22 protein-coding genes are annotated in these 20,808 nt (G+C 65.2%); 12 read left to right on the top strand and 10 right to left on the bottom strand.

The genetic code is table 11. The features are described from left to right. Window positions 1-39: 39 nt before the first annotated feature. From SPYCA_RS00825 to xth, 3 genes are all read left to right on the top strand, one after another. Complete coding sequence (locus SPYCA_RS00825; protein WP_232003430.1) at window positions 40-714, top strand: M23 family metallopeptidase; 675 nt, start codon at window positions 40-42, stop codon at window positions 712-714. Between the two features lie 101 nt (window positions 715-815). Then, window positions 816-1,157, top strand: coding sequence for an iron-sulfur cluster insertion protein ErpA (erpA, locus tag SPYCA_RS00830; RefSeq protein ID WP_120222076.1), 342 nt, complete (start codon window positions 816-818; stop codon window positions 1,155-1,157). A 164-nt stretch (window positions 1,158-1,321) separates the two neighbouring features. Further along, window positions 1,322-2,092, top strand: a complete 771-nt coding sequence (gene xth, locus SPYCA_RS00835) for an exodeoxyribonuclease III (protein ID WP_120218585.1) — start codon at window positions 1,322-1,324, stop codon at window positions 2,090-2,092. 3 nt (window positions 2,093-2,095) lie between these two features. Here xth and SPYCA_RS00840 read toward each other — a convergent pair whose 3' ends face one another. Continuing rightward, the gene (locus SPYCA_RS00840; protein ID WP_120218586.1) at window positions 2,096-3,265 is read right to left on the bottom strand and encodes an N-acetyltransferase; all 1,170 of its coding nucleotides are present in this window, start codon (window positions 3,263-3,265) and stop codon (window positions 2,096-2,098) included. Window positions 3,266-3,382: 117 nt separating this feature from the next. On the opposite strand from SPYCA_RS00840, the gene SPYCA_RS00845 reads away from it, so the two are divergent. Then, window positions 3,383-4,489 carry a fatty acid desaturase family protein gene (locus tag SPYCA_RS00845; protein ID WP_120218587.1) on the top strand — a complete coding sequence of 369 codons (1,107 nt, stop codon included), beginning with the start codon at window positions 3,383-3,385 and terminating at the stop codon, window positions 4,487-4,489. A 148-nt stretch (window positions 4,490-4,637) separates the two neighbouring features. Here SPYCA_RS00845 and lptG read toward each other — a convergent pair whose 3' ends face one another. Beyond that, window positions 4,638-5,738: an LPS export ABC transporter permease LptG gene (gene lptG / locus SPYCA_RS00850; protein WP_120218588.1), complete on the bottom strand. Its 1,101-nt coding sequence runs from the start codon at window positions 5,736-5,738 to the stop codon at window positions 4,638-4,640. Next, window positions 5,738-6,946, bottom strand: coding sequence for an LPS export ABC transporter permease LptF (gene lptF, locus SPYCA_RS00855; RefSeq protein WP_120218589.1), 1,209 nt, complete (start codon window positions 6,944-6,946; stop codon window positions 5,738-5,740). Before lptF ends, lptG begins: the two co-directional genes overlap by 1 nt. Before the next feature lie 132 nt (window positions 6,947-7,078). On the opposite strand from lptF, the gene SPYCA_RS00860 reads away from it, so the two are divergent. Genes SPYCA_RS00860 through SPYCA_RS00870 form a run of 3 tightly spaced genes read left to right on the top strand, consistent with a single transcriptional unit; the run spans window position 7,079 to window position 9,401 of the window. Continuing rightward, window positions 7,079-7,552 carry a DUF2141 domain-containing protein gene (locus tag SPYCA_RS00860; RefSeq protein WP_120218590.1) on the top strand — a complete coding sequence of 158 codons (474 nt, stop codon included), beginning with the start codon at window positions 7,079-7,081 and terminating at the stop codon, window positions 7,550-7,552. A 7-nt stretch (window positions 7,553-7,559) separates the two neighbouring features. Continuing rightward, entirely contained in the window at window positions 7,560-8,534 is a 975-nt protein-coding gene (locus SPYCA_RS00865) for a diacylglycerol/lipid kinase family protein (RefSeq protein WP_120218591.1), read from the top strand. A 6-nt stretch (window positions 8,535-8,540) separates the two neighbouring features. After that, window positions 8,541-9,401: a hypothetical protein gene (locus SPYCA_RS00870; RefSeq protein ID WP_120218592.1), complete on the top strand. Its 861-nt coding sequence runs from the start codon at window positions 8,541-8,543 to the stop codon at window positions 9,399-9,401. A 147-nt stretch (window positions 9,402-9,548) separates the two neighbouring features. On the opposite strand, the gene SPYCA_RS00875 is transcribed toward SPYCA_RS00870, so the two are convergent. From SPYCA_RS00875 to SPYCA_RS00885, 3 genes are all read right to left on the bottom strand, one after another. Beyond that, window positions 9,549-11,525, bottom strand: coding sequence for an ATP-binding protein (locus tag SPYCA_RS00875; RefSeq protein WP_120218593.1), 1,977 nt, complete (start codon window positions 11,523-11,525; stop codon window positions 9,549-9,551). Window positions 11,526-11,638: 113 nt separating this feature from the next. Continuing rightward, the gene (gene spt, locus SPYCA_RS00880) at window positions 11,639-12,841 is read right to left on the bottom strand and encodes a serine palmitoyltransferase (RefSeq protein ID WP_120218594.1); all 1,203 of its coding nucleotides are present in this window, start codon (window positions 12,839-12,841) and stop codon (window positions 11,639-11,641) included. A 110-nt stretch (window positions 12,842-12,951) separates the two neighbouring features. Then, entirely contained in the window at window positions 12,952-13,188 is a 237-nt protein-coding gene (locus tag SPYCA_RS00885; RefSeq protein WP_120222077.1) for an acyl carrier protein, read from the bottom strand. A gap of 152 nt (window positions 13,189-13,340) precedes the next feature. On the opposite strand from SPYCA_RS00885, the gene SPYCA_RS00890 reads away from it, so the two are divergent. From SPYCA_RS00890 to SPYCA_RS00910, 5 genes are all read left to right on the top strand, one after another. Then, window positions 13,341-13,901, top strand: a complete 561-nt coding sequence (locus SPYCA_RS00890) for a Pycsar system effector family protein (RefSeq protein ID WP_120218595.1) — start codon at window positions 13,341-13,343, stop codon at window positions 13,899-13,901. Window positions 13,902-14,152: 251 nt separating this feature from the next. Then, a complete protein-coding gene (locus tag SPYCA_RS00895; protein WP_120218596.1) occupies window positions 14,153-15,586 on the top strand; it encodes an MATE family efflux transporter in 1,434 nt (477 codons plus the stop codon). A 135-nt stretch (window positions 15,587-15,721) separates the two neighbouring features. Further along, window positions 15,722-16,009, top strand: coding sequence for a co-chaperone GroES (gene groES / locus SPYCA_RS00900; RefSeq protein WP_011540765.1), 288 nt, complete (start codon window positions 15,722-15,724; stop codon window positions 16,007-16,009). Between the two features lie 141 nt (window positions 16,010-16,150). Next, window positions 16,151-17,794, top strand: coding sequence for a chaperonin GroEL (gene groL / locus SPYCA_RS00905; protein ID WP_120218597.1), 1,644 nt, complete (start codon window positions 16,151-16,153; stop codon window positions 17,792-17,794). A 147-nt stretch (window positions 17,795-17,941) separates the two neighbouring features. Then, window positions 17,942-18,709: a glutaminyl-peptide cyclotransferase gene (locus SPYCA_RS00910; RefSeq protein WP_232003432.1), complete on the top strand. Its 768-nt coding sequence runs from the start codon at window positions 17,942-17,944 to the stop codon at window positions 18,707-18,709. Here SPYCA_RS00910 and SPYCA_RS00915 read toward each other — a convergent pair. From SPYCA_RS00915 to SPYCA_RS00930, 4 genes are all read right to left on the bottom strand, one after another. Further along, on the bottom strand, window positions 18,706-19,383 hold the full coding sequence (locus SPYCA_RS00915) for a DJ-1/PfpI family protein (RefSeq protein ID WP_120218599.1): 678 nt from the start codon (window positions 19,381-19,383) through the stop codon (window positions 18,706-18,708). The genes SPYCA_RS00910 and SPYCA_RS00915 overlap by 4 nt on opposite strands. A gap of 143 nt (window positions 19,384-19,526) precedes the next feature. After that, window positions 19,527-19,712, bottom strand: coding sequence for a hypothetical protein (locus SPYCA_RS00920; RefSeq protein ID WP_232003433.1), 186 nt, complete (start codon window positions 19,710-19,712; stop codon window positions 19,527-19,529). 90 nt (window positions 19,713-19,802) lie between these two features. After that, complete coding sequence (locus SPYCA_RS00925) at window positions 19,803-20,099, bottom strand: entericidin EcnAB (RefSeq protein WP_120218601.1); 297 nt, start codon at window positions 20,097-20,099, stop codon at window positions 19,803-19,805. A gap of 182 nt (window positions 20,100-20,281) precedes the next feature. After that, window positions 20,282-20,608, bottom strand: coding sequence for a hypothetical protein (locus SPYCA_RS00930; protein WP_120218602.1), 327 nt, complete (start codon window positions 20,606-20,608; stop codon window positions 20,282-20,284). Window positions 20,609-20,808 lie beyond the last annotated feature (200 nt).

Below are 20,808 nucleotides of genomic sequence, written 5' to 3' on the forward strand. Positions count from 1 at the left end.
GGGGTCGTTGTTTTGACTAACATTCTACTGGCGCAAAAGTTGCACCGAGTCGCAATTTTCTGTGCAGCAGCCTGTTTCGTAACGGCCACCCCGGCCGTTCACGCCGCCGAAACCAGCGCTGATGCTGGCATCGTCGTTCCCGACGAACCCGATGACGACAGCTTCGCCGTCGGCGCGCCCTCGGTCGGCGAGGACAGCGAGGCGCGCGCGATCTTTCAGGCGTGGAAGCGTCTCGACACCGGGCTGACGGCCTCGATCGGCGTGGCGGTGCCCTCGCGCCGTCCGATCGACCAGATGTCGCTCTCCTCCTCGTACGGGATGCGCGTGCATCCGATCACCGGCAAGGTCGCGCGCCACAACGGCATCGACATTCCGGCGCCGCACGGCACCCCGATCTACGCCACCGCCGACGGCATCGTCGGCCGCGCCCAGCGCCTCGGCGGCTATGGCAATTATGTCGAAATCGAACATGGCAATGCGATCCAGACGCGCTACGGCCATATGTCCTCCTACATCGTGCGCCCCGGGCAGCAGGTGAAGAAGGGCGAAATCATCGGTTACGTCGGCTCGACGGGCCGCTCGACCGGCAACCACCTCCATTATGAAGTCCGCATCGAAGGCGCGCCGGTCAACCCGATGCCCTTCGTTCGTTCGGACCAGATGGCGATCGCCGCGATCACCGGCAAGAATGTCGCGATGGGCGGACCCGAATAAGAATCCAAAAAAAGAGCTTTCCTGGGTCGGAGAGGAGGGGCGCGCCGCGGCTGATGCCGGGGCGCCCTTTTCTTTTGGGCGCGACGCCCTATCTTGCCGCCATGGCCACGCAGATTTCCGACATCACCCTGTCGCCCGCCGCTGCGGCGCGCGTCCGCTGGATTGCCGACCGCAAGGGTGAGGCGCAGGCGGCGCTGCGCCTGTCGGTCGACGGCGGCGGTTGTTCGGGATTCACCTATCGCTTCGGCCTCGCCGAAAGCATCGACGCCGATGACATCGTCACCGAAACCGACGGGGTGAAGCTGGTCGTCGATCCGGTCAGCATCGACCTGGTGCGCGGCTGCACCGTCGATTTCGTCGATTCGCTCGGCGGATCGTCCTTCAAGGTCGAAAATCCCAACGCGGCCTCAGGCTGCGGCTGCGGGTCCAGTTTCGCGATTTAGTGCCCGCCGCTCTTTTCTGGTCATGCTGAACTTGTTTCAGCATCCATGACCTGAGCGTCCGTCCCACGCTGCGCTGAAGGAGGCGACGGGCCATGGACCCTGAAACAAGTTCAGGGTGACGAAGGGGCTGTGATCGGCGTCGGCTTGCTGGCATAGGGGCGGGCATGAAAATCGCGACCTTCAATATCAACGGGATCAAGGCCCGCCTGCCGCGCCTCGTCGAATGGCTCGAGGAAACGCAGCCCGACGTCGCCTGCCTGCAGGAACTGAAATCGAGCGACGAGACGATGCCGACCAAGGAGATCGAGGCGGCGGGCTATGGCTTCCTCTATCACGGCCAAAAGGGTTTCAACGGCGTCGCGATCCTCGCGAGAGGCGCCGATCCCGTCGAGGTGCAGCGCGGCCTGGCGGGCGAGGAGGAGGACGAGCAGTCGCGTTATCTGGAGGCCGACGTTCACGGCATCCGCGTCGCGTCAATATATCTTCCCAACGGCAATCCGCAGCCGGGGCCGAAATTCGATTACAAGCTGCGCTGGATGGCGCGGCTGCGCGAAAGGGCGAAGGCGCTGCTCGCCGCCGAAATCCCGACGATCCTGACCGGCGACTACAACGTCATCCCGCACGACGACGATGTCTGGGATTCCCGCGCGATGGCGACCGACGCGCTGATGCAGCCCGAATCGCGCGACGCTTATTTTCGTCTGCTCGGCGACGGTTGGACCGACGCGCTGCGCAGCCGTCATCCGGCGGGGCATGTCTGGACCTATTGGGACTATCAGGCGGGGGCGTGGCAGCGCGACCACGGGTTCCGCATCGATCATCTGCTGCTCAGCCCGGCGCTTGCCGACCGGCTGGTCGATGCGGGCGTCGACAAGGATCATCGCGGCCGGGAAAAGGCGAGCGATCACGCGCCGACCTGGGTGCGGCTGTCCTGACCCTCAGGTCAGCATCTTGTCGTAAATCTGATACACGCGGTTGACGCGGGCATTGATCGCGGCGGCGACCGCGTTCATCCCCTGATTGTCGTCGAGCACCCAGCCGATGTCGCCCTCTTCGGCGCCATAATCGCGCACCGCGTCGCGGCGGATGAACTCGATCATCATAAAGGCCAGCGTGCTCGCCATTCGGCTGTTCTGCAATTTCTTGACCACGCCCATCAACGGCACGCGCAGGCGCCGACTCCTGGGTTTGCGCAGCCACCAGAGCAGCCGCGCCCAGTTGAAGGGCAGCAGCGATCCGTCCATGTCGATGAGCAGCTGGTTGATGTCGGGCAGCACGATCATGAAGGCCACCGGCTCGCCGTCGAGTTCGGCGACGCGGATCAGATCCTCGAAGACAATGTCCTTCAGCTTTTTGCCGATATAGGCGATCTCGCTGTCGGTGAGCGGCACGAAACCCCAATTGTCCGACCAGGCATCGTTGAGGATGCCCATGATCAGCCGCGCTTCGGCGTCGAACTGCCGTTTGTCGACGCGGCGGATGCGGATGCGCTCATTCTTCTCGCCCGCGGCGACGATGCGGTTCACCAGCGGTGGAAAGCCGTCGGCGATGTCGACCGCGAAGTTTCTGAGCTGCTTGACCGGATGATATCCAGCGGCCTCGATCCAGCCGCGATAGAGCGGGCTGTTGTGGCCGAGCATGATCGTCGGCGGTGTCTCGAACCCCTCGATCAGCAGGCCGGGTTCGTCCCAGATCGAAATCGACAGCGGGCCGAGCGCGCGCGTCATGCCTTGTGCGCGCAGCCAGTCCTCGGCCGCGGCGATCAGCGCCGCGGCGCTCGCTTCATCCTCGGCTTCGATCAACCCCCAATTGCCCGTGCCCGGACCCATGCCCTGTTCCACCGGCTGTGCGAGCGCGAGCTCGTCGATATGCGCCGAAATGCGTCCGACGGTGCGGCCATTGCGGCGCGCAAGGAAAAACTGCGCCTTGCCATGCTCGAACCACGGATTCTTGCCGGGGGTAAGCAGGCCGTAGACCTCCCCCTTCAGCGGCGGCACCCACGCGGGATCGCCGCGATTGAGCCGAAAGGCCAGCTCGACGAACTCGCGCAGGTCGTTCTTGTCCTTGACCGGATGGATCGTGACCGGGCCTTGGTTGTGCGCGCGCATACTGGTTTCCTGAAAAGACGACATTATATTTGACGCGAGGCATTAGGGCATCAAAAGCGCGCTGGCGACCCGCATTCGGCCATTTTGCTGCCACGAAGCTATGGTTCTGGACCCGCTATGACGACGATCAATCCCCCCGCCGATCGGGTCGCGACACCCTTCGCGCCGTCGATGCCCTCGACGCCCAAATCGGCCATCACGGACGATATGGCGATGATCCGCGCGGCGTCGGAACTGACGCGCGACCTCGTGCAGCCTTCGCCAAGCATCTACTGGACCGACTTTCTCGCCTCGACCGTCATCGGCTATGCCGGCATCGCGGCGGCGATCCTCGCGCCGTCGATCGCATGGACGCTGCTTGCCGCGGCGATTGCCGTCGTCGCGCTGTATCGCGCGGGCAGTTTTATCCACGAACTCACGCATATCCGCAAGAATGCGCTGCCGGGCTTCCGTTTCGCGTGGAACCTGCTCGTCGGCGTGCCGCTGCTGATCCCCTCCTTCATGTATGAAGGCATCCACAGCCTGCACCACAACCGCACCAAATATGGCACGGTCGAGGATCCCGAATATCTGCCGCTCGCATTGATGAAGCCGTGGACGGTGCCGCTGTTCGTCGTCGCCGCGGCCTTTGCGCCGATTGCGCTCGTCTTTCGCTATGCGGTGCTGACCCCGCTGTCGTTGCTGATCCCGCCGCTGCGCCGGATCGTCGTCGAACGCTATTCGGGGATGATCATCAACCCGCTGTTTCGCCGCAAGCCGCCCGAGGGCGCGTTCCGCCGCATGTGGGCGTGGCAGGAAGGCGGCGCCTGGGCCTGGTCGACCCTGCTGATCGCCGCGGGCGTCTTCGGCTGGGTGGCGCTGCGCGCGCTCGCCATCTTTGGCGCAATTGCCGCGGCGACCCTGGTGCTCAACCAGATTCGCACTTTGGTGGCGCATCTGTGGGAAAATGACGGCGAGGTGCTGACCGTGACCGGCCAGTTCCTCGACAGCGTCAATGTGCCCCCGCCGGGGCTGCTGCCCGAACTGTGGGCCCCGGTGGGCCTGCGCTATCATGCGCTCCACCATCTGCTGCCCGGCGTCCCCTATCACGCGCTCGCCGAAGCGCACCGCCGCCTGAAGGACGCGCTGCCCGCCGATTCGCAATATCATGGCGCCAATTACGACAGCCTGCCGAAGCTGGTAGCGAATCTGGTCGCGGGTTCGGCGCGGGGCAAGGCGGCCTGATATTGTCTTGCCGACGGCGTGTCCGCTTTGGGGTGGGGAGTGGACGGAAGCGATCCTCCCCGGCACGGGGAGGGGGACCATGCTTCGCATGGTCCCCCTCCCCCGTTGGGGGAGGATCGGCAACGGCCGCTTCCGGCCGCAATCAGCCCTATTCCTCGGTCCTGATCAAAATCATCTCACCAATCAGCGCGAACAATATGAACGGCCCCCACGCCGCCAGGAACGGCGAATACGCCCCCAGATCGCCCATCGCGAGAGCGAAATTGTCGGCGACGAAATAGGCGAAGCCCAGCGCCATGCCGATGATCGCGCGCACGAACAGCTTGCCTGATCGCGCCAGCCCGAACGCCGCGACCGCGCCCAGGAGCGGCATCAATATCGCCGACAGCGGCCCCGAAATCTTGTGCCACAGCACGCCTTTCAGCGCCTCGACCGGGCGCCCCGCGGCTTCGAGGTCGTCGATCGCGGCCTTCAGCTTCAGAAAGGGCAGTTCGTCGCCATCGACCTGCGCCAGCGTGAACTGGTCGGGGCGCACATCGCGCGCCGCAATGATCGTGCCCAGCGGCGCGAGCGTCCCCGACCGGCGCTCAAAGCGCCGCGCGTTCGTCATTTCCCAGCCGCCGCCGGGCAGCGCGCGCGCGCTGTCGGCCGACAGCATCGACGACAGCACGCCGCCGGTGCGTTCATAGATGGTGACGCCGCGCAGCACGACTGCTGCGCCCGCAGTCTCGACCGTTTCGGCGTTGATCAGATCGTCGCCGTCGCGCACCCAGATGTTGCTGCGCACCCCGCTGTCGGCGGGGACGCGCCGATATTCGACCTTCTGCCACGCGCTGAGCGCCGCGGTCGAACGCGTGACGATGCGTTCGTTGAAGGCAAAGCTGATCCCGGCAACCAGCAGCGCGGCGAGGAACAGCGGCGCCAGCACCTGATGCGCCGACATGCCCGCGGCCTTCATCGCGACGACCTCGCTGTTCTGGTTGAGCGTCACCATCGTCAATATCGTGCCGAGCAGCACCGAAAAGGGCAGGAAAGTCTCGATGATCTGCGGCATCCGCATCCCGACATAGCGCCACACGTCGCTGTCGCTATTGCCCGCGACCGCCAGGATCTTGCCGCTTTCGCCGAGCAGGTCGAGCGTTTGCAGAATCAGGACGAGCGCGAAGAGGATCGCAAAGGTGCGGAACAGGAACAGCCGCCCGACATAGAGCGCCATGGTGCGCGAGGGGAAAAAATGAAGCTGGTGCATCAGCCCGGCCTTTGCTCGCGCTGGAACAGACGGATCAGACTGCGGAGCCGCCCGGCACCCTTCGCCGCGACCCGCTCGAGCGCGCCGATCGGCTGGCCGCCCGGAACATGGGCGATCGTATAATACATCCAGATCGCGAGCGCCGCGAAGAGGAGGAAGGGCACCCAGAGCGCGATCAGCGGATCGACCGCGCCGCGCGCGCCCAGATCCTCGGCATATTGGTTGATCTTGTGCTGGGTGACGAGCAGCACGATCGACAGGAAGACGCCGAGCGAGGAGGTCGACCGTTTCGGCGGCACCGCCAGCGCGACCGCGATCAGCGGAATGAGGAACATCGACATCACCTCGACGATGCGGAAGTGGAAATTGGCGCGCGATTCGAGCCGCGTCTGTTCGCTCTGGCTGCTGTCCTTGCCCGCGACGAACAGCTCGGGGATCGTCATTTCGCGATCGGCGCCGCCGCGCAGGCGGAACGCCTCGATCTTGGGCAACGGGATCGGCAGGTCGTGATTGTCGAAGGTCAGCACGCGCGGAACCGCGAACTTGGGCGATTCGTGGATCAGCACCCCCTGCGACAGCCTGAGGATGATCGTTTCGGGATCGTCGGTGGCCAGGAACTGCCCGCGCGACGCCGTCGCCGACACGCGCTGGCCGTCGCGCTGCTCGCCGCGCACGAAAATGCCGCGCAAGCTGCGGCCCTCATTATAGCTCTCCTCGATGCGCAGCGTCATCCGGTCGCCCAGCCTGGTGAACTCGCCGACCTTGATCGACGCGCCGAGCGCGCCCGAGCGCAGTTCGAACTGCAGGCCTTCATAGGCGTAGCGGGCATAGGGCTGAATGAAGCCGACGATCGCCAGGTTGAGCGCGGCGAGCGCGACGGCGTAGACATAGGGCATTCGCATCAGCCGCCCGAAACTCATGCCGACGCCTTTCAGCACGTCGAGCTCGCTCGACGTCGCAAGCCTTCGGAAAGCCAGGAGAATCCCCAGCATCAGCCCGATCGGAATGCCGAGCGAAAGATATTCGGGAATCAGGTTCGCGAGCATCCGCCACACGACGCTGACCGGCCCGCCCTCGGTCGCGACGAAATCGAACAGCCGCAGCATCTTTTCGAGCACGAGCAGCATCGCCGACAGCACAAGCGTACCGAGCATGGGGAAAAAGATGAGCCGCGCGATGTAGCGGTCGATGGCAGGCAGCTTATTCAATCTTTCGTCGCCCCATCACCATGTTTTGGCCGCAAATGTTTCCCATATGCCGATTCAAGGGCGACAGGGACCCATGTCGGCGTGCGCCGTGCGTGCGCGGACGTGGCTATAGCCTCTGGAGGTTTTGAGGTCATGTCGAAATTTGTATCGGGCCTGATTGCCGTCGCTCTGTTGGCGGCGGGGTCCACGGCGCATGCCATGGGCCGGGTGATCCCGAACGATCTCGCTAATTGCCGCAGCGGACCGTCGACGCTGGTTCAGATCAACGGAATCAAGGCGTCGAGCGGCAAGATTCGCGTGCAAAGCTATCGCGGAACGTCGACCGACTGGCTGGAAAAGGGCCGCTGGCTGGCGCGTATTGAGGTGCCGGCGCGCGCCGGATCGATGACCGTTTGCGTCCCCCTGCCCGAAGCGGGGGTCTACGGTATCGCCGTGCGGCACGACGTCAACGGCAATGGCAAGACCGACATCAGCAAGGATGGCGGCGGCATGTCGAACAATCCGAGCATCAACATCTTCAACCTCGGCAAGCCGAGCTACAAGAAGACGGCCTTTTCGGTTGGCGATGCGCCGCGGACCATCTCGATCACGATGAAGTATATGTGAACCGCCGATGGCCAGTGTCGCGCTCCTCTCGAATCCTCGCTCGACGGGCAACCGCTCGCAATTGCCGCGGGTTCGCGAGTTTTGCGCGGCGCACCCCGACATCTTCCACTATGAGGTGGAGGACGTCGAACAGATCGGCGAGGCGATCCGCACGATCGCCATGGTGTCCCCGCGCGTCGTTGCGATCAACGGCGGCGACGGCACGGTGCAGGCGGCGTTGACCGAGCTTTATTCGGGCGGTCATTTCGGCGGTTCGCCGCCACCGGTCGCGGTGCTGCCCAACGGCAAGACCAATTTGATCGCGCTCGACCTCGGCGCCGAGGGCGACCCGATCAAGGCGCTCCAGCGCGTGCTCGATCTTGTCCAGGCGGGCGAGATCGACGACCATGTGATCGAGCGCCAGCTTATCGCGCTCGACGGCGGCGGCAACAGCCGCCCGGTGCTCGGCATGTTCCTCGGCGGCGCCTATCTCGCCGACGTCATGCTCTATTGCCGCAACCGTATCTATCCGCTCGGCCTGCCCAACGGCATTTCGCATTTCCTCGCGGCGATCCTCGGACTGTTCGCGATCGTCTTCGGCATCGGCGGCGGGCGCCTGCCGCCCAAGCCCGAACCGATGACGGTGTCGCTCGTCCGACAGGGCGAGTTCAAGGGCAAATTCTCGCTGCTCATCGTCACGACGCTCGAAAAACTGCTGCTCAGTATCCGCACCAGCGACAGCCATGGCAGCAACGGCCATATGAAGCTGCTCGCGACCGACAGCAATGTCGGCGCGCTGCTGAGAATGCTCGGTGCGACCTGGCGTGGCACGCTCGGGCAAAAGCAGCTCGCCGGCGTGCATTTTCAGCAAGGCGACGAGATACGGATCGAGGGCGAGCGGTCGAACGTGATCCTCGACGGCGAGATTTTCGAGGCCAGGAGCGGTGCGCCGATCATCCTCACCTCGACGCAGCCGGTTCCCTTCCTGCGTCTCGCCGCCTGACCCTAGATGACCCGCCTGACCGATCTCGTCCGCGAAGAGCTGGCGGTTCCCGTCGATCCGCGCGTGACCGCGATGGCCGCCGCGATCGCCGAGCGCTATCCCGGCAGCGCGCGCGCGGTGCTGTTTTACGGCAGCTGCCTGCGCGAAAGCGTGCTCGACGGCTTGATGCTCGATTTCTACCTGATTGTGTCGGATTATGGCGACGCCTATCCGAAACGCTGGATGGCGGCCGCGAACCGGCTGATCCCCCCCAACGTCTTTCCTTTTCAGCACGGCGGGTTGATCGCCAAATATGCGGTGCTGAGCGAAGCCGATTTCCACCGCCTGAACGGGCCGGAGACGCGCAACGTGTCGGTATGGGCGCGTTTTGCACAACCTTCGCGGCTCGTCTGGGCGGTCGACGATACCGCTCGCGATCGCGCCGTCGCGGCGGTGGCGCGCGCCGCACCCGCCTTGCTTGCGGCCGCGGGGCGACAGGCGGGCGAAGCGCCGCTCGACTGGTGGCGCCGCGCCTTTCGTCTCACTTATTCGGTTGAGCTGCGCGCCGAGCGAAGCGGCCGCGGGCAATCGGTCGTCGATGCCGATACTGCCCGTTACGAGCGCTTCAGCGCGCCTGCCATTGCTGCGATTCCACCCGGAGCGCGGAGCGGTGGCTGGCGGCGGCGGCGGATCGAGGGCAAGCTCATCAGTATCGCGCGCCTTGCCAAGGCCAGCCTGACCTATGCTGGCGGGATTGATTATCTGGCGTGGAAGATCAACCGGCACGCGGGGACGAAGATCGAGATCAAGCCCTGGCAGCGCCGCTGGCCGCTCTTCGCCGCGCTGACGCTCGTGCCGCGTCTGATCCGGGGCGGCGCGATCCGGTAGCGATGGCGACCAGCCTGTAATAACCCGTGCGTCCCCGCGAAGGCGGGGGCCATCCTCTGCCGGTTCGATTTTGCGCCGTCCGGCGATGGATCCCCGCGTTCGCGGGGATATATTCTGATCTCATCCGATCGCGATCGAGAAGCGACCTCAGCTCGCGAGCCGCTGCCGCGCCGACCGTGCCTCGCCGCAGCGTCGGATCGCCTGGTCGAGCGCCGACAGGGTGAAGGGCTTGCGCAACACGTCATGGTCGCCGAACGCCGCGACCTCGCTTGCATCGCCGGCATAGCCGGTGACGAACAGCACTGACAGGCCGGGCCAGCGCAGCTTCAGCCGCGCGACCAGTTCGGGGCCGGTGAGTTCGGGCATCAGAACGTCGGTCAGGATCAGGTCGAACCCGGCCTGCCCCTCGTTGAGCCGCGCCTCGACCAGCGCCTCGGCCTCCAGCGGATTATCGCACGCAACGGCGCGGTGGCCCAGTTCGCGCACCGCGTCGACCGTCGCGGCGAGCACGCGCGCATCGTCCTCGACCACCAATATGGTCAGTGCATCGGCGGGGATCGCTTCGGCCTCTTTCTCGCCCGGCGCCTCGTCGTCGGCGACACCGGGCACGGCGCTGGCGATGGGCAGCAGCATCGCGACGGTCGTGCCTTCGCCTTCGGTCGACGCGATCTGCACCTCGCCGCCTGACTGGCGGCAGAAGGCAAAGACCTGGCTCATGCCGAGCCCCGTGCCCTGGCCCGCGGGTTTGGTCGTATAGAAGGGGTCGAATACGCGCTCCAGCACATCGGGCGTCATGCCGCAGCCGGTGTCGATCACCTCGACCGCCAGCGTCTGTGCGCCCTCCTTGTGCGTGCCGCGCGTGCGGATCGTCAGCGACCCGTGGCCGTTCATCGCGTCGCGCGCATTGACGGCCAGGTTGAGCAGTGCATTTTCAAACTGCTGCCGGTCGATCCAGCACGCCAGCGTCGCGGCATCGAGGTCGAGCGCCAGCGCGATGCGATCGCCGATCGTGCGCTCGATCAGCGGCGCGAAGCGGCCGATCGATTCGTCGATCGCGGTCATTTCGGGGCGCGCGGGTTCGGCGCGGGCAAAAGCGAGCAGCCGCCGTGTCAGGTCGGCGGCGCGATTGGCGCCGTCGAGCGCGTTGGAGAGGTGCCGCTGCGCCTTTTCGGGCTCGCCGGGCAGCCAGCGCTCGGCGAGTTCGAGTCCGCCGACGACGACTGCGAGCATATTGTTGAAGTCGTGCGCAATGCCGCCGGTCAGCTGGCCGACCGCCTCCATCTTCTGCGCCTGACGCAGCTGCGCCTCGGCGGCTTCGCGTTCGGCCATTTCGCTGCGCAGCGCGATATTCGCCTGTTCGAGCTCGGCGGTGCGCGCCTCGACCGCGGCTTCGAGCTGCATCGCGCGCTCGCTTTCCGCCGCCTGTTCGCGCCGCGCCAGTCGTCGTTCACCCTGCACGCGGATCAGCGAGAAGGTCGCGCCGATCGCGAGCACTGCCGCTGCCGCGCCAAGCAGCGAAAAGAGCAGCATCGCCTGATCGAGGCTCGCGCGGTCGGCGGCGGCGATACGATTGCGCTCGCGCAGCAGCGCGCGCTCGTTGGTGATGATCTGCGTCAGCAGCTTGTCGATCTTGGCCAGCCCGTCGCCCTGGCCCGCGGCATAATATTTGGAGATGGCGGCGACGGTCTGGTTGTAGTTGGCGCTGAGCGCGGCGTCGCCGAGCTGCGCGCCGCGACTGTCCATTTCCCGCGTCAACTGCGCGACGAGTCGGCTCTGCGCGGGATTGTCGCGGACATTGCGTTCGAGCTGGGCCAGATATTGACGCGCGCGGCCCCATTGTTGCTCATAGATACGTCCATCCGCCTTTTGCAGGCCGACGGCAAAGCGCCCCAGCGCGGCTTCGGCGCGCGCGAGCGCGGCATCGACCGACCGCGTCTGCGCGATCACCTCGAGGCTCTGCGCCTGCCAGCCGAGCGAGCGGTCATAATCGTTGTTGGCGCGCGCCAGCAGCAGCACGAGCGCGGTCACGACCCCCGCGAGGATCGTCGCCACACCGACCGTCAGCCCAAAGCGTATCCGCTCGCGCCGCCCGTCGGTTTCGCTGTCATGATCCCGCTCGAACACCGGCCTGTCTTACCGGACAAGCGCCCGGCCGCAAAGCCGCGAAGCCGCCGTCGCCCGTCCGGGCGCTCGGTTCGCCGCGAAAAGGAATCCGCTGATCGGAGGGTGCGCGCGGTTCAGCCGATGATTCCCGTGCGCTTGCCCGCGCGTTCGAAGCGCGACAGGATTTCACCGACCTGTTCGGTCGAATGTTCGGCGCAGAGCGAGCAGCGGAGCAGGGTCATGCCCGCCGGGGTCGCGGGCGGGCGCGCCAGATTGACGTAAAGCCCTTCCTCCAGCAGTGCCTCCCACATCATCGCGCCGCGCTCCAGGTCGGGCATGATGACGGCGATGATCGCCGACTGCGGCGCGTCGGTGCCGAGCGTGAAGCCCAGATCGCGCAGCCCGCGGTGCAGCGCCTTGCTGTTCTCCCACAGATGCGCGCGCTTGTTGCTCCCAAGCATCAGCTTGCGGATGCTCGTCGCGGCGGTCGCGACGACGCTCGGTGGCAAGGAGGCGGTGAAGACATAGGGGCGGCAGACGAGCCGCAGAATCTCGAACTTCGGGTGGTTCGACACGCAAAAGCCGCCGACGGTGCCGACGCTCTTGCTGAAGGTGCCGATGATGAAATCGACATCGTCGATGACACCCTGCGCCTCCGCCACCCCGCGCCCATGCTCGCCGATGAAGCCCATCGAATGCGCTTCGTCGACCAGCACCATCGCGCCATTTTCCTTGGAGACGCGGACCATCTCTTTCAGCGGCGCAACGTCGCCGAGCATCGAATAGACGCCTTCGAGCACGACCAGCTTGCCCGCTTCGGGCGGCAGGCGCTTCAGCCTTTTTTCGAGCGCCTCGACGTCATTGTGACGGAAGGCGACGATTTCAGCGTCGCCCATCTTGCACCCGTCATAGATCGACGCGTGGCTGTCGATGTCGAGGATGACATAGTCGCCCTTGCCCGCAATGGTGCTGATGATGCCGAGGTTCGCCTGATATCCAGTCGAAAACACCATGGCGTGATCCATGGCGTAAAACTCTTTCAGCGCCTCCTCGCACTCCTTGTGACCCTGATAGGTGCCGTTGAGCACGCGGCTGCCGGTGGTGCCGCTGCCGAATTTGGCGAGCGCATCCTTGCCCGCGGCGACGACGTCGTCGTCGAACGTCATGCCCATATAATTATAGGTGCCGAGCAGGATCGTCTCGCGCCCGTTGCAGATCGCGACGGTGGGCGACAGCACTTTTTCCATCACCAGGCTGAACGGATCGGTGACGCCGGTGGCGAGCAGCGCCTCGCGCTGCTGGATCAGCGGGTCGAATTTGGAGAAAAGGTCGGTCATATCAATCGTCCAAGAACCGTTCGCATCGAGCGAAGTCGAGATGTTCCTCGATCATGCGCTATCCCGAGGGGCGTCGCGACTTCGCTCGATGCGAACGGGAAGATGGGGGATCAGCCTTGCAGCTTCGCCACGGCCGCGACCAGCTGGCCGACATTCTCGATCTCGGCCTGCTGGTTCATGCTGATGATGATATCGAACGTGTCTTCGACTTCGGCGACGAAATCCATTACCGTCAGGCTGTCCCATTCGAGGTCGCCGGCAAAGGTTGTCGCGTCGGTCAGTTCGACGCCCTTTTTGTTGAAGGGGGCGATCAGGCCGTAAATCTGGTCGGTAAGGGCGGTGCTCATCGGGTGCGTCCCATCAAGGAAAAGAATGCGCGCGGGAATGGCGCGATGATGCGCGCTTGGCAAGCGATTGCGGCGGGAACAGGGCAGCATCTTGCCGACAATCGCGCGCTGTGCCATCGCTGTCGCGGGTCCGAAGACAAAGGGGCAGGGCGATGCCAGACGATCCGAAGCCCGAACCGGGCGCGGCCTTTCCGCCCAACGCTGTGCATCTGGTGCGCACGACGCAGCAGATCACGATGCAATTGTCGCAGATGGCCGACCAGAAAGCGTCGATCCTGATGGGCGCGACCTTCGTGGTATTCACGCTGGCGATCGGACAGGCGCGTGCCGGGGCGGGGGCGCTGGCGATGCCGCTCACCATTCTTGCGACCTTTTCCTTCCTCTCGGCGCTGCTCGCCGTGTCGGCGGTGCTGCCGCGCGTCGGAAAGGCGCCGCCCGTCGTCTACAAGGACGGCAAGGACCACAGCAATATCCTCTTCTTCGGCCGCTTTTCGCAGATGGACGAGGATGAATATATCGCCGCGGTCAAGGCGCGGCTGCGCAGCGAGGAAGACATCTACGAAACGATGCTGCGCGACACCTATCAGAATGGCATGGTGCTCGCGCGGCGCAAATATCGCTATCTTGCCTATGCCTACCGCCTGTTCGTGGTCGGACTGACGCTGACCTTCGTGGCGTTCGGGGTGGAGATGGCGGGTATGTGGGGCGGGTGAGATAACTTCGTCATTGCGAGAACCCCGGACTTGATCCGGGGGGCGAAGCGATCTCCAGCCATCGTCCGGGAGCTACGCAAGCTGGAGATTGCTTCGCTGCGCTCGCAATGACGCCTGCGGATGCGAGCGCGATAAGCGCCATGACGATTGGGTGGCCGCTGTGGCCTTTCTGCCACCCTTGCCGACAATTGGCGCGGGCGCCGACGGCAACCTATTGAACCGTAACAATCGCGCGCTTATCCGGGACGGCTATGCTGCACCAGCCGACCTCTCCCCCCGTGCATCCGTTGCAGGGTTTGCGCGCCGAGTTTCGTGCGACGCTGGCGCTTGCCTGGCCGCTCGTCCTCACCAACCTGACGATGTCGCTGATCGGCGCGACCGACGTGCTGATGGTCGGGCGGCTGGGGCCGACCGAGCTGGCGGCCTCGTCGCTCGGCTTCAATCTGGCGATGCTGCTCGGCATTTTCGGTATGGGGCTGGTGATGGGGGCGTCGCCGCTGATGGCCAGCGAGATCGGGCGCCGCGCCAATTCGGTGCGCGACATCCGCCGCACCTTTCGGCAGACCTTGTGGCTCGTCGCCGTCGTCGCGGTGCCGATGCTCGTCACCCTTTGGAACACCGGCACGATCCTCGATCTGCTCGGACAGGACCGGGGGCTCGCCGCGCTCGCGCAGGATTATGTCCGCGCCTATATGTGGTCGATCCCGCTCTTCCTGGCGACGCTGGCGTTCCGCAACTTCCTCGCCGCGCTCGAACGGCCGATGTGGTCGCTGATCGTCGGCGTCGTCGGTGTGCTGGGCAACATCCTGTTCAACTATGCGCTGATCTTCGGCAAGTTGGGGATGCCCGCGCTCGGCATCGTTGGTGCAGGCGTCGGCAGCGTGCTGACCAATATGCTGATGCTGCTGCTGATGGTCGGCGTCGTCTATCGCGACCGGCAGTTCCGCCGCTATCACCTGCTCGGTCGCTGGTGGCGCAGCGACTGGCCGCGCTTTGTCCAGATGACGCGCATCGGCACGCCGATCGCGATCAGCCACGCGTTCGAGGCGGGGGTCTTTTCGGCCGCGGTGATGCTGATGGGCTGGATTTCGACCGCCGCGGTCGCGGCGCATGCGGTGGCGCTGCAACTCGCCTCGCTGACCTTCATGGTCCCGATGGGGCTGGCGCAGGCGGCGACGGTGCGCGTCGGTATCGGCTATGGCCGCACCGATGCCGGTCACATCCGGCGCGCAGGCTGGACCAGCTTTGCCATGGGCACGGGTTTCATGGCGGCGATGGCGCTGATCATGCTTGCGATGCCCGAAACGCTCGCCGGCCTGTTCATCGACCGCACCAACCCCGCCAATGCCGAAGTCGCCGAGCTTGCCGTCAGCTTCCTGATCATCGCCGCGCTGTTCCAGGTCGCCGACGGGGCGCAGGTTGTCGCGCAGGGGATGCTGCGCGGGCTCCACGACACTTTTGTTCCGATGCTGTTCGCGCTGTTCGGTTACTGGGTGATCGGCATCGGCGTCGGCGCCTGGCTGGCGTTCGAGCGCGACTGGGGCGGCGTTGGCATCTGGACCGGCCTCGCGACGGGTCTTGGCATCGTCGCGGTGCTGATGCTGACCCGCTGGATGCAGCGCGAGCGACTGGGACTGGTGCACGTGGCGGCGCCCTTGCGCGAGGTCGTTCCGGCCCCCATCTGACGGCTGCCTCGTGGCGTCGAGAATTTTCGCGTCCCTGACTTGACGCTGTCACACCCCCGGCCCATATGGCCGCCTGTTAGCACTCTCCGATAGTGAGTGCTAAGCGACATCCATTGCACTATTGGAGGGAAATCCATGCAATTTCGTCCGCTGCACGACCGTGTGCTCGTCCGCCGTATCGAAGCCGAGGAAAAGACGGCCGGCGGCATCATCATCCCCGACACCGCCAAGGAAAAGCCGCAGGAAGGTGAAGTTGTCTCGGTCGGCACCGGTGCCCGCGCCGACGACGGCAAGGTGACGCCGCTCGACGTCAAGGCCGGCGACCGCATCCTGTTCGGCAAATGGTCGGGCACCGAAGTCAAGGTCGACGGCGAAGAGCTGCTGATCATGAAGGAATCGGACATCCTCGGCGTCATCGCCTGATGTTTCCGTCGTCCCGGCGAAAGCCGGGACCGCTACCGGCCTTGAACCCGGTTCGAGGTCCAGAACGATCCCGGCTTTCGCCGGGATGACGATCTAGAGTGAAGTTGCGCAGTTTTCTGCGCCTTTGAAAGGAATGAGCCAATGGCTGCCAAGGACGTTAAATTTTCGCGCGACGCGCGCGAGCGTATCCTGAAGGGTGTCGACATTCTCGCCGACGCCGTCAAGGTCACCCTCGGCCCCAAGGGTCGCAACGTCGTGATCGACAAGAGCTTCGGCGCCCCCCGCATCACCAAGGACGGCGTCAGCGTCGCCAAGGAAATCGAACTCAAGGACAAGTTCGAGAATATGGGCGCGCAGATGCTGCGCGAAGTCGCCAGCAAGGCGAACGACAAGGCCGGCGACGGCACCACCACCGCGACCGTGCTCGCCCAGGCGATCGTGCGCGAAGGCATGAAGTCGGTCGCCGCCGGCATGAACCCGATGGACCTGAAGCGCGGCATCGACCTCGCGGTCACCAAGGTCGTCGAAGATCTGAAGGCGCGTTCGACCCCGGTTTCGGGCTCGTCGGAAATCGCGCAGGTCGGCATCATTTCGGCCAACGGCGACACCGAAGTCGGTGAAAAGATCGCCGAAGCGATGGAAAAGGTCGGCAAGGAAGGCGTGATCACCGTCGAGGAAGCCAAGGGTCTCGAGTTCGAGCTCGACGTTGTCGAAGGCATGCAGTTCGACCGCGGCTATCTGTCGCCCTATTTCATCACCAATCCGGAAAAGATGATCGTCGAACTGACCGATCCCTATATCCTGATCTTCGAAAAGAAGCTGTCGAACCTCCAGTCGATGCTGCCGATCCTCGAAGCCGTGGTGCAGTCGGGCCGTCCGCTGCTGATCATCGCCGAGGACATCGAAGGCGAAGCCCTCGCGACCCTCGTCGTCAACCGCCTGCGCGGCGGCCTCAAGGTGGCTGCGGTCAAGGCGCCGGGCTTCGGCGATCGCCGCAAGGCGATGCTGCAGGACATCGCGATCCTGACCAAGGGCGAAATGATCAGCGAAGATCTGGGCATCAAGCTCGAAAACGTCACGCTGAACATGCTTGGTCAGGCGAAGCGCGTCACGATCGACAAGGACAACACCACCATCGTCGACGGTGCGGGTGATGCCGAAGCGATCAAGGGCCGTGTCGAACAGATTCGCGCGCAGATCGAAACCACGACCAGCGATTATGACCGCGAAAAGCTGCAGGAACGTCTGGCGAAGCTCGCCGGCGGTGTTGCGGTGATCAAGGTCGGCGGCGCGACCGAGGTTGAGGTGAAGGAGCGCAAGGACCGCGTCGACGATGCGCTGCACGCGACCCGCGCCGCGGTCGAAGAAGGCATCGTCCCCGGTGGCGGCACCGCGCTGCTGTACGCGACGAAGGCGCTCGAAGGGCTGAAGGGCGCCAACGACGACCAGACCCGCGGTATCGACATCGTCCGCAAGGCGATCGAGACCCCGCTGCGCCAGATCGCGGCCAATGCCGGTCACGACGGTGCGGTTGTCGCCGGCAATCTGCTGCGCGAAAACGACCAGGATCAGGGCTTCAACGCCGCGACCGACACCTATGAAAATCTGAAGGCCGCCGGCGTGATCGACCCGACCAAGGTTGTCCGCACCGCGCTTCAGGACGCCGCGTCGGTGTCGGGCCTGCTCATCACCACCGAAGCGGCGGTGAGCGAGCTGCCCGAAGACAAGCCGGCGATGCCGATGGGCGGCGGCGGCATGGGCGGCATGGGCGGCATGGACTTCTAAAGTCCTGGCCGTTCGGCGCTCAGCCAACCGAAAGCGGGCCGGGGGAGCAATCCTCCGGCCCCTTTTTCGTCGCCCTGTGTCCCTGCGAAGGCCGCCGCTGTTCCGTCATTGCCTGTTCAGCCCAAGCCGCATAGCTAGACGGGGATGATGTTCGTCCTCGCCATCGCGCTTGCGCTGCTCGCCGATCCGCCGGCCGAGGCCATTTCGCCGCCGCCGGTCGAACGCTGTGGCTACCGCATCATCCAATCCCTTCCGCACGACCCGTCATCCTTCACCCAGGGCCTGTTCTGGCACGACGGGCATCTTTATGAGGCGACGGGGCAGTATGGCCGGTCGCGCGTCGCACGGCTCGACCTCCAGACCGGCAGGGCGCTCGCCGAAACGCCGTTTCCGCCCGACCAGTTTGGCGAAGGCATCACCCGCTGGGGCGACCAGATTATCGGCGTGACGTGGAAAAGCGGCGTCGGCCACCGCTGGCGGATCAGGGATCTGAAGCCGCTCGGCACCTTCCGTTATGCGGGCGAGGGGTGGGGGCTGACGATGGTTGGTGACGATCTGGTGCTTAGCGACGGAACGCCGCAGCTGCGCTTTCTGGACCCGACGACGATGGCCGAACGGCGCCGCGTCACCGTGCGCTTCGCCGGGCGTCCGGTCGCGATGATCAACGAGCTGGAGACGATCGACAATCAGGTCTGGGCGAATATCTGGATGACCGATTTCATCGTCCGCATCGACCCTGTAAGCGGCGACGTCGCGGCACTTGTCGATCTTTCGGGTCTGAAGGCCGACGCCGGGGTGCGAGGCACCGACAGCGTGCTCAACGGCATCGCCTGGGACGCCAAGGCAAAACGGCTCTTCGTCACCGGCAAATACTGGCCGAAGCTTTACGAAATCGCGCTTGCCGATTGCCGCTAGCTGCGGAGCGCCGCCTCCATCCGCGCCGCGGCGGCATCATAGACGCGCGTTTTCAACCCCGCGGTCACCGCGGCAGGGGCAGTGTCGGGATGGCCGCCGACGAAGGGCGGCGCGGGATCATATTCGATCGCGAGCTGGATCGCCTGCGCGACGGCATCGCCCTTCATCCGTGCGATCAGGGTCAGCGCGCAATCGAGTCCCGACGTAACGCCGCCACTCGTTACGATTTTTCCATCCTCGACGACACGGCCGGGTTGATGCGCGGCGCCGACGAGCGGCAACAAATGGGTATAGGCCCAATGCGTCGTCGCGCGCTTGCCCGCGAGCAGCCCCGCGCGCCCGAGCAGGAAAGCGCCCGTGCAGACGCTTGTGACCCAGGCGGCGCCTGCTGCCTGCCGAACGATGAAATCGATCGTCGCGGCGTCGCCCAGCGCATCGGCAACGCCATGGCCGCCCGGAACGCACAAGATGTCGGCTTGCGGCGCGGAGGCGAAATCATGCGTCGGCACGATGGCAAAGCCGCTGTCGGTCGCAAGGGGATCGAGCGTAGCGGCGGCGCCTGCGACCACTGCCCCCGGCATCCGGCTGAGCGCCTGCGCGGGCGCGGTAAAATCCAGTTGGGTGATGCCGGGAAACAGCAGGAAGATGATGGTGGTTGCGGAATTGCCGGTCATCGGATGGTCCTTGGCCGATCGTGGATCACCCAGGCGTGCGCCTTAAGGTCGATAGCGCCTGCTCTGCTTCCCGATGGGACTCCATCTGCAAGCGCCAGCTGCGGAGCTCGCAAGCCTAGCGCGGTGACGGGGCGGCGAGAAGTCTATTTGTCGCCGCCGGTCTCGGCCGCCTCCTCCGCCGGGTCGCCGCGGTCGCGGCTTTCGAGCATTGCCGCCGCATCGTCGAGCGCCCTGGCTTCGCTGACTGTCACCCCGCCGGGTCCGGGTTCATTCTCGGTGCGGCTGCAACCCGAGACAAAGCTGGCCAAGGCCAGGGCCATGATGCTCATCGCTTTTTTTCGCATCGCTCTCCTCCCATGAGAAAGGGCTCCACCCTTGCCGAGTGGAGCCCCATATCAGCCCGAAGGCGAAGCGGCGACTTATTGCTTGTCGTTGGCTTCGGCCTTGGCGGTTTCTTCGGCAATCTTGTCGCCCGCCGCTTCGGCGGCGTCGCCGGCGGCGTTCACCGTGCCTTCGATGGCGTTGCCGGCATCGTCGGCGGCTTCGGCGGTCGCGGCGGCGGCGTCGGCGGCGCCTTCGGCCATCGCGTCACCCGCGGCTTCGACATCTTCACCCGCCGAAGCAGCGGTATCGGCGGCGGCGTCCTGCGTCTGTTCCGAGCAGGCGGCGAGGCTGAAGGCCGCGGCGGCCATCGAAGCGATAATCATCTTGCGCATGGGTTTCCTTTCGAATGCAATGGCCACCGGGGCCATGGGGTGAGACCTAACGACCGATCCGCAGCTTGGCAACCACGCTGCTGAACGGTGCCAACAGCCACGACATGGCCTGAATGAATAAGGGGGGCGTCGGCAAACCGACACCCCCCTTTCGTTGACAGGCCGATAAAGCCGGAAAGAAATTACTTCTTGGCTTCTTCCATCGCGCCCTTGGCGGCGTCGGTGGCTTCCTTGGCCGCGTCAGCCGCTTCGGCAGCCTTGTCGGCAGCCGTGGCGGCGTCACCAGCAGCGGCGGCATCGCCGGCGGCGTCGGCGGCGGCAGCGGCGTCGCCCGCAGCGGCGGTCGCGTCGGCAGCGCCTTCGGCCGCTTCCATCGCGCCGTCTGCCGCGCCTTCGACGGTCGCGGCGGCGTCATCGGTGGCAGCTGCGTCGTCGGCAGCCTTTTCGGCGCAAGCGGCAAGGCCGAGCGAAGCGGCGAGGACGAGTGACAGCGTGATCGATTTCTTCATGTGGGAATACCCCTCTCAATTGAACTGACCGACCGGCACAGGAACGGATCGATCCCGAAAATTGCCAATCGCGCGAAGAATTACCGCCTCGCCAAAAGGCGTGCAATGGCCTTTTTGTCTCGTTCCCCGCCTTTCATCGTAATCGGCCGATGGGCTGCGCCCGCGCCGCGGAAATCGCGGGATGCGACTTGGTTGACCAG

Source organism: Sphingopyxis sp. FD7 (genome assembly GCF_003609835.1).
Lineage (GTDB): Bacteria > Pseudomonadota > Alphaproteobacteria > Sphingomonadales > Sphingomonadaceae > Sphingopyxis.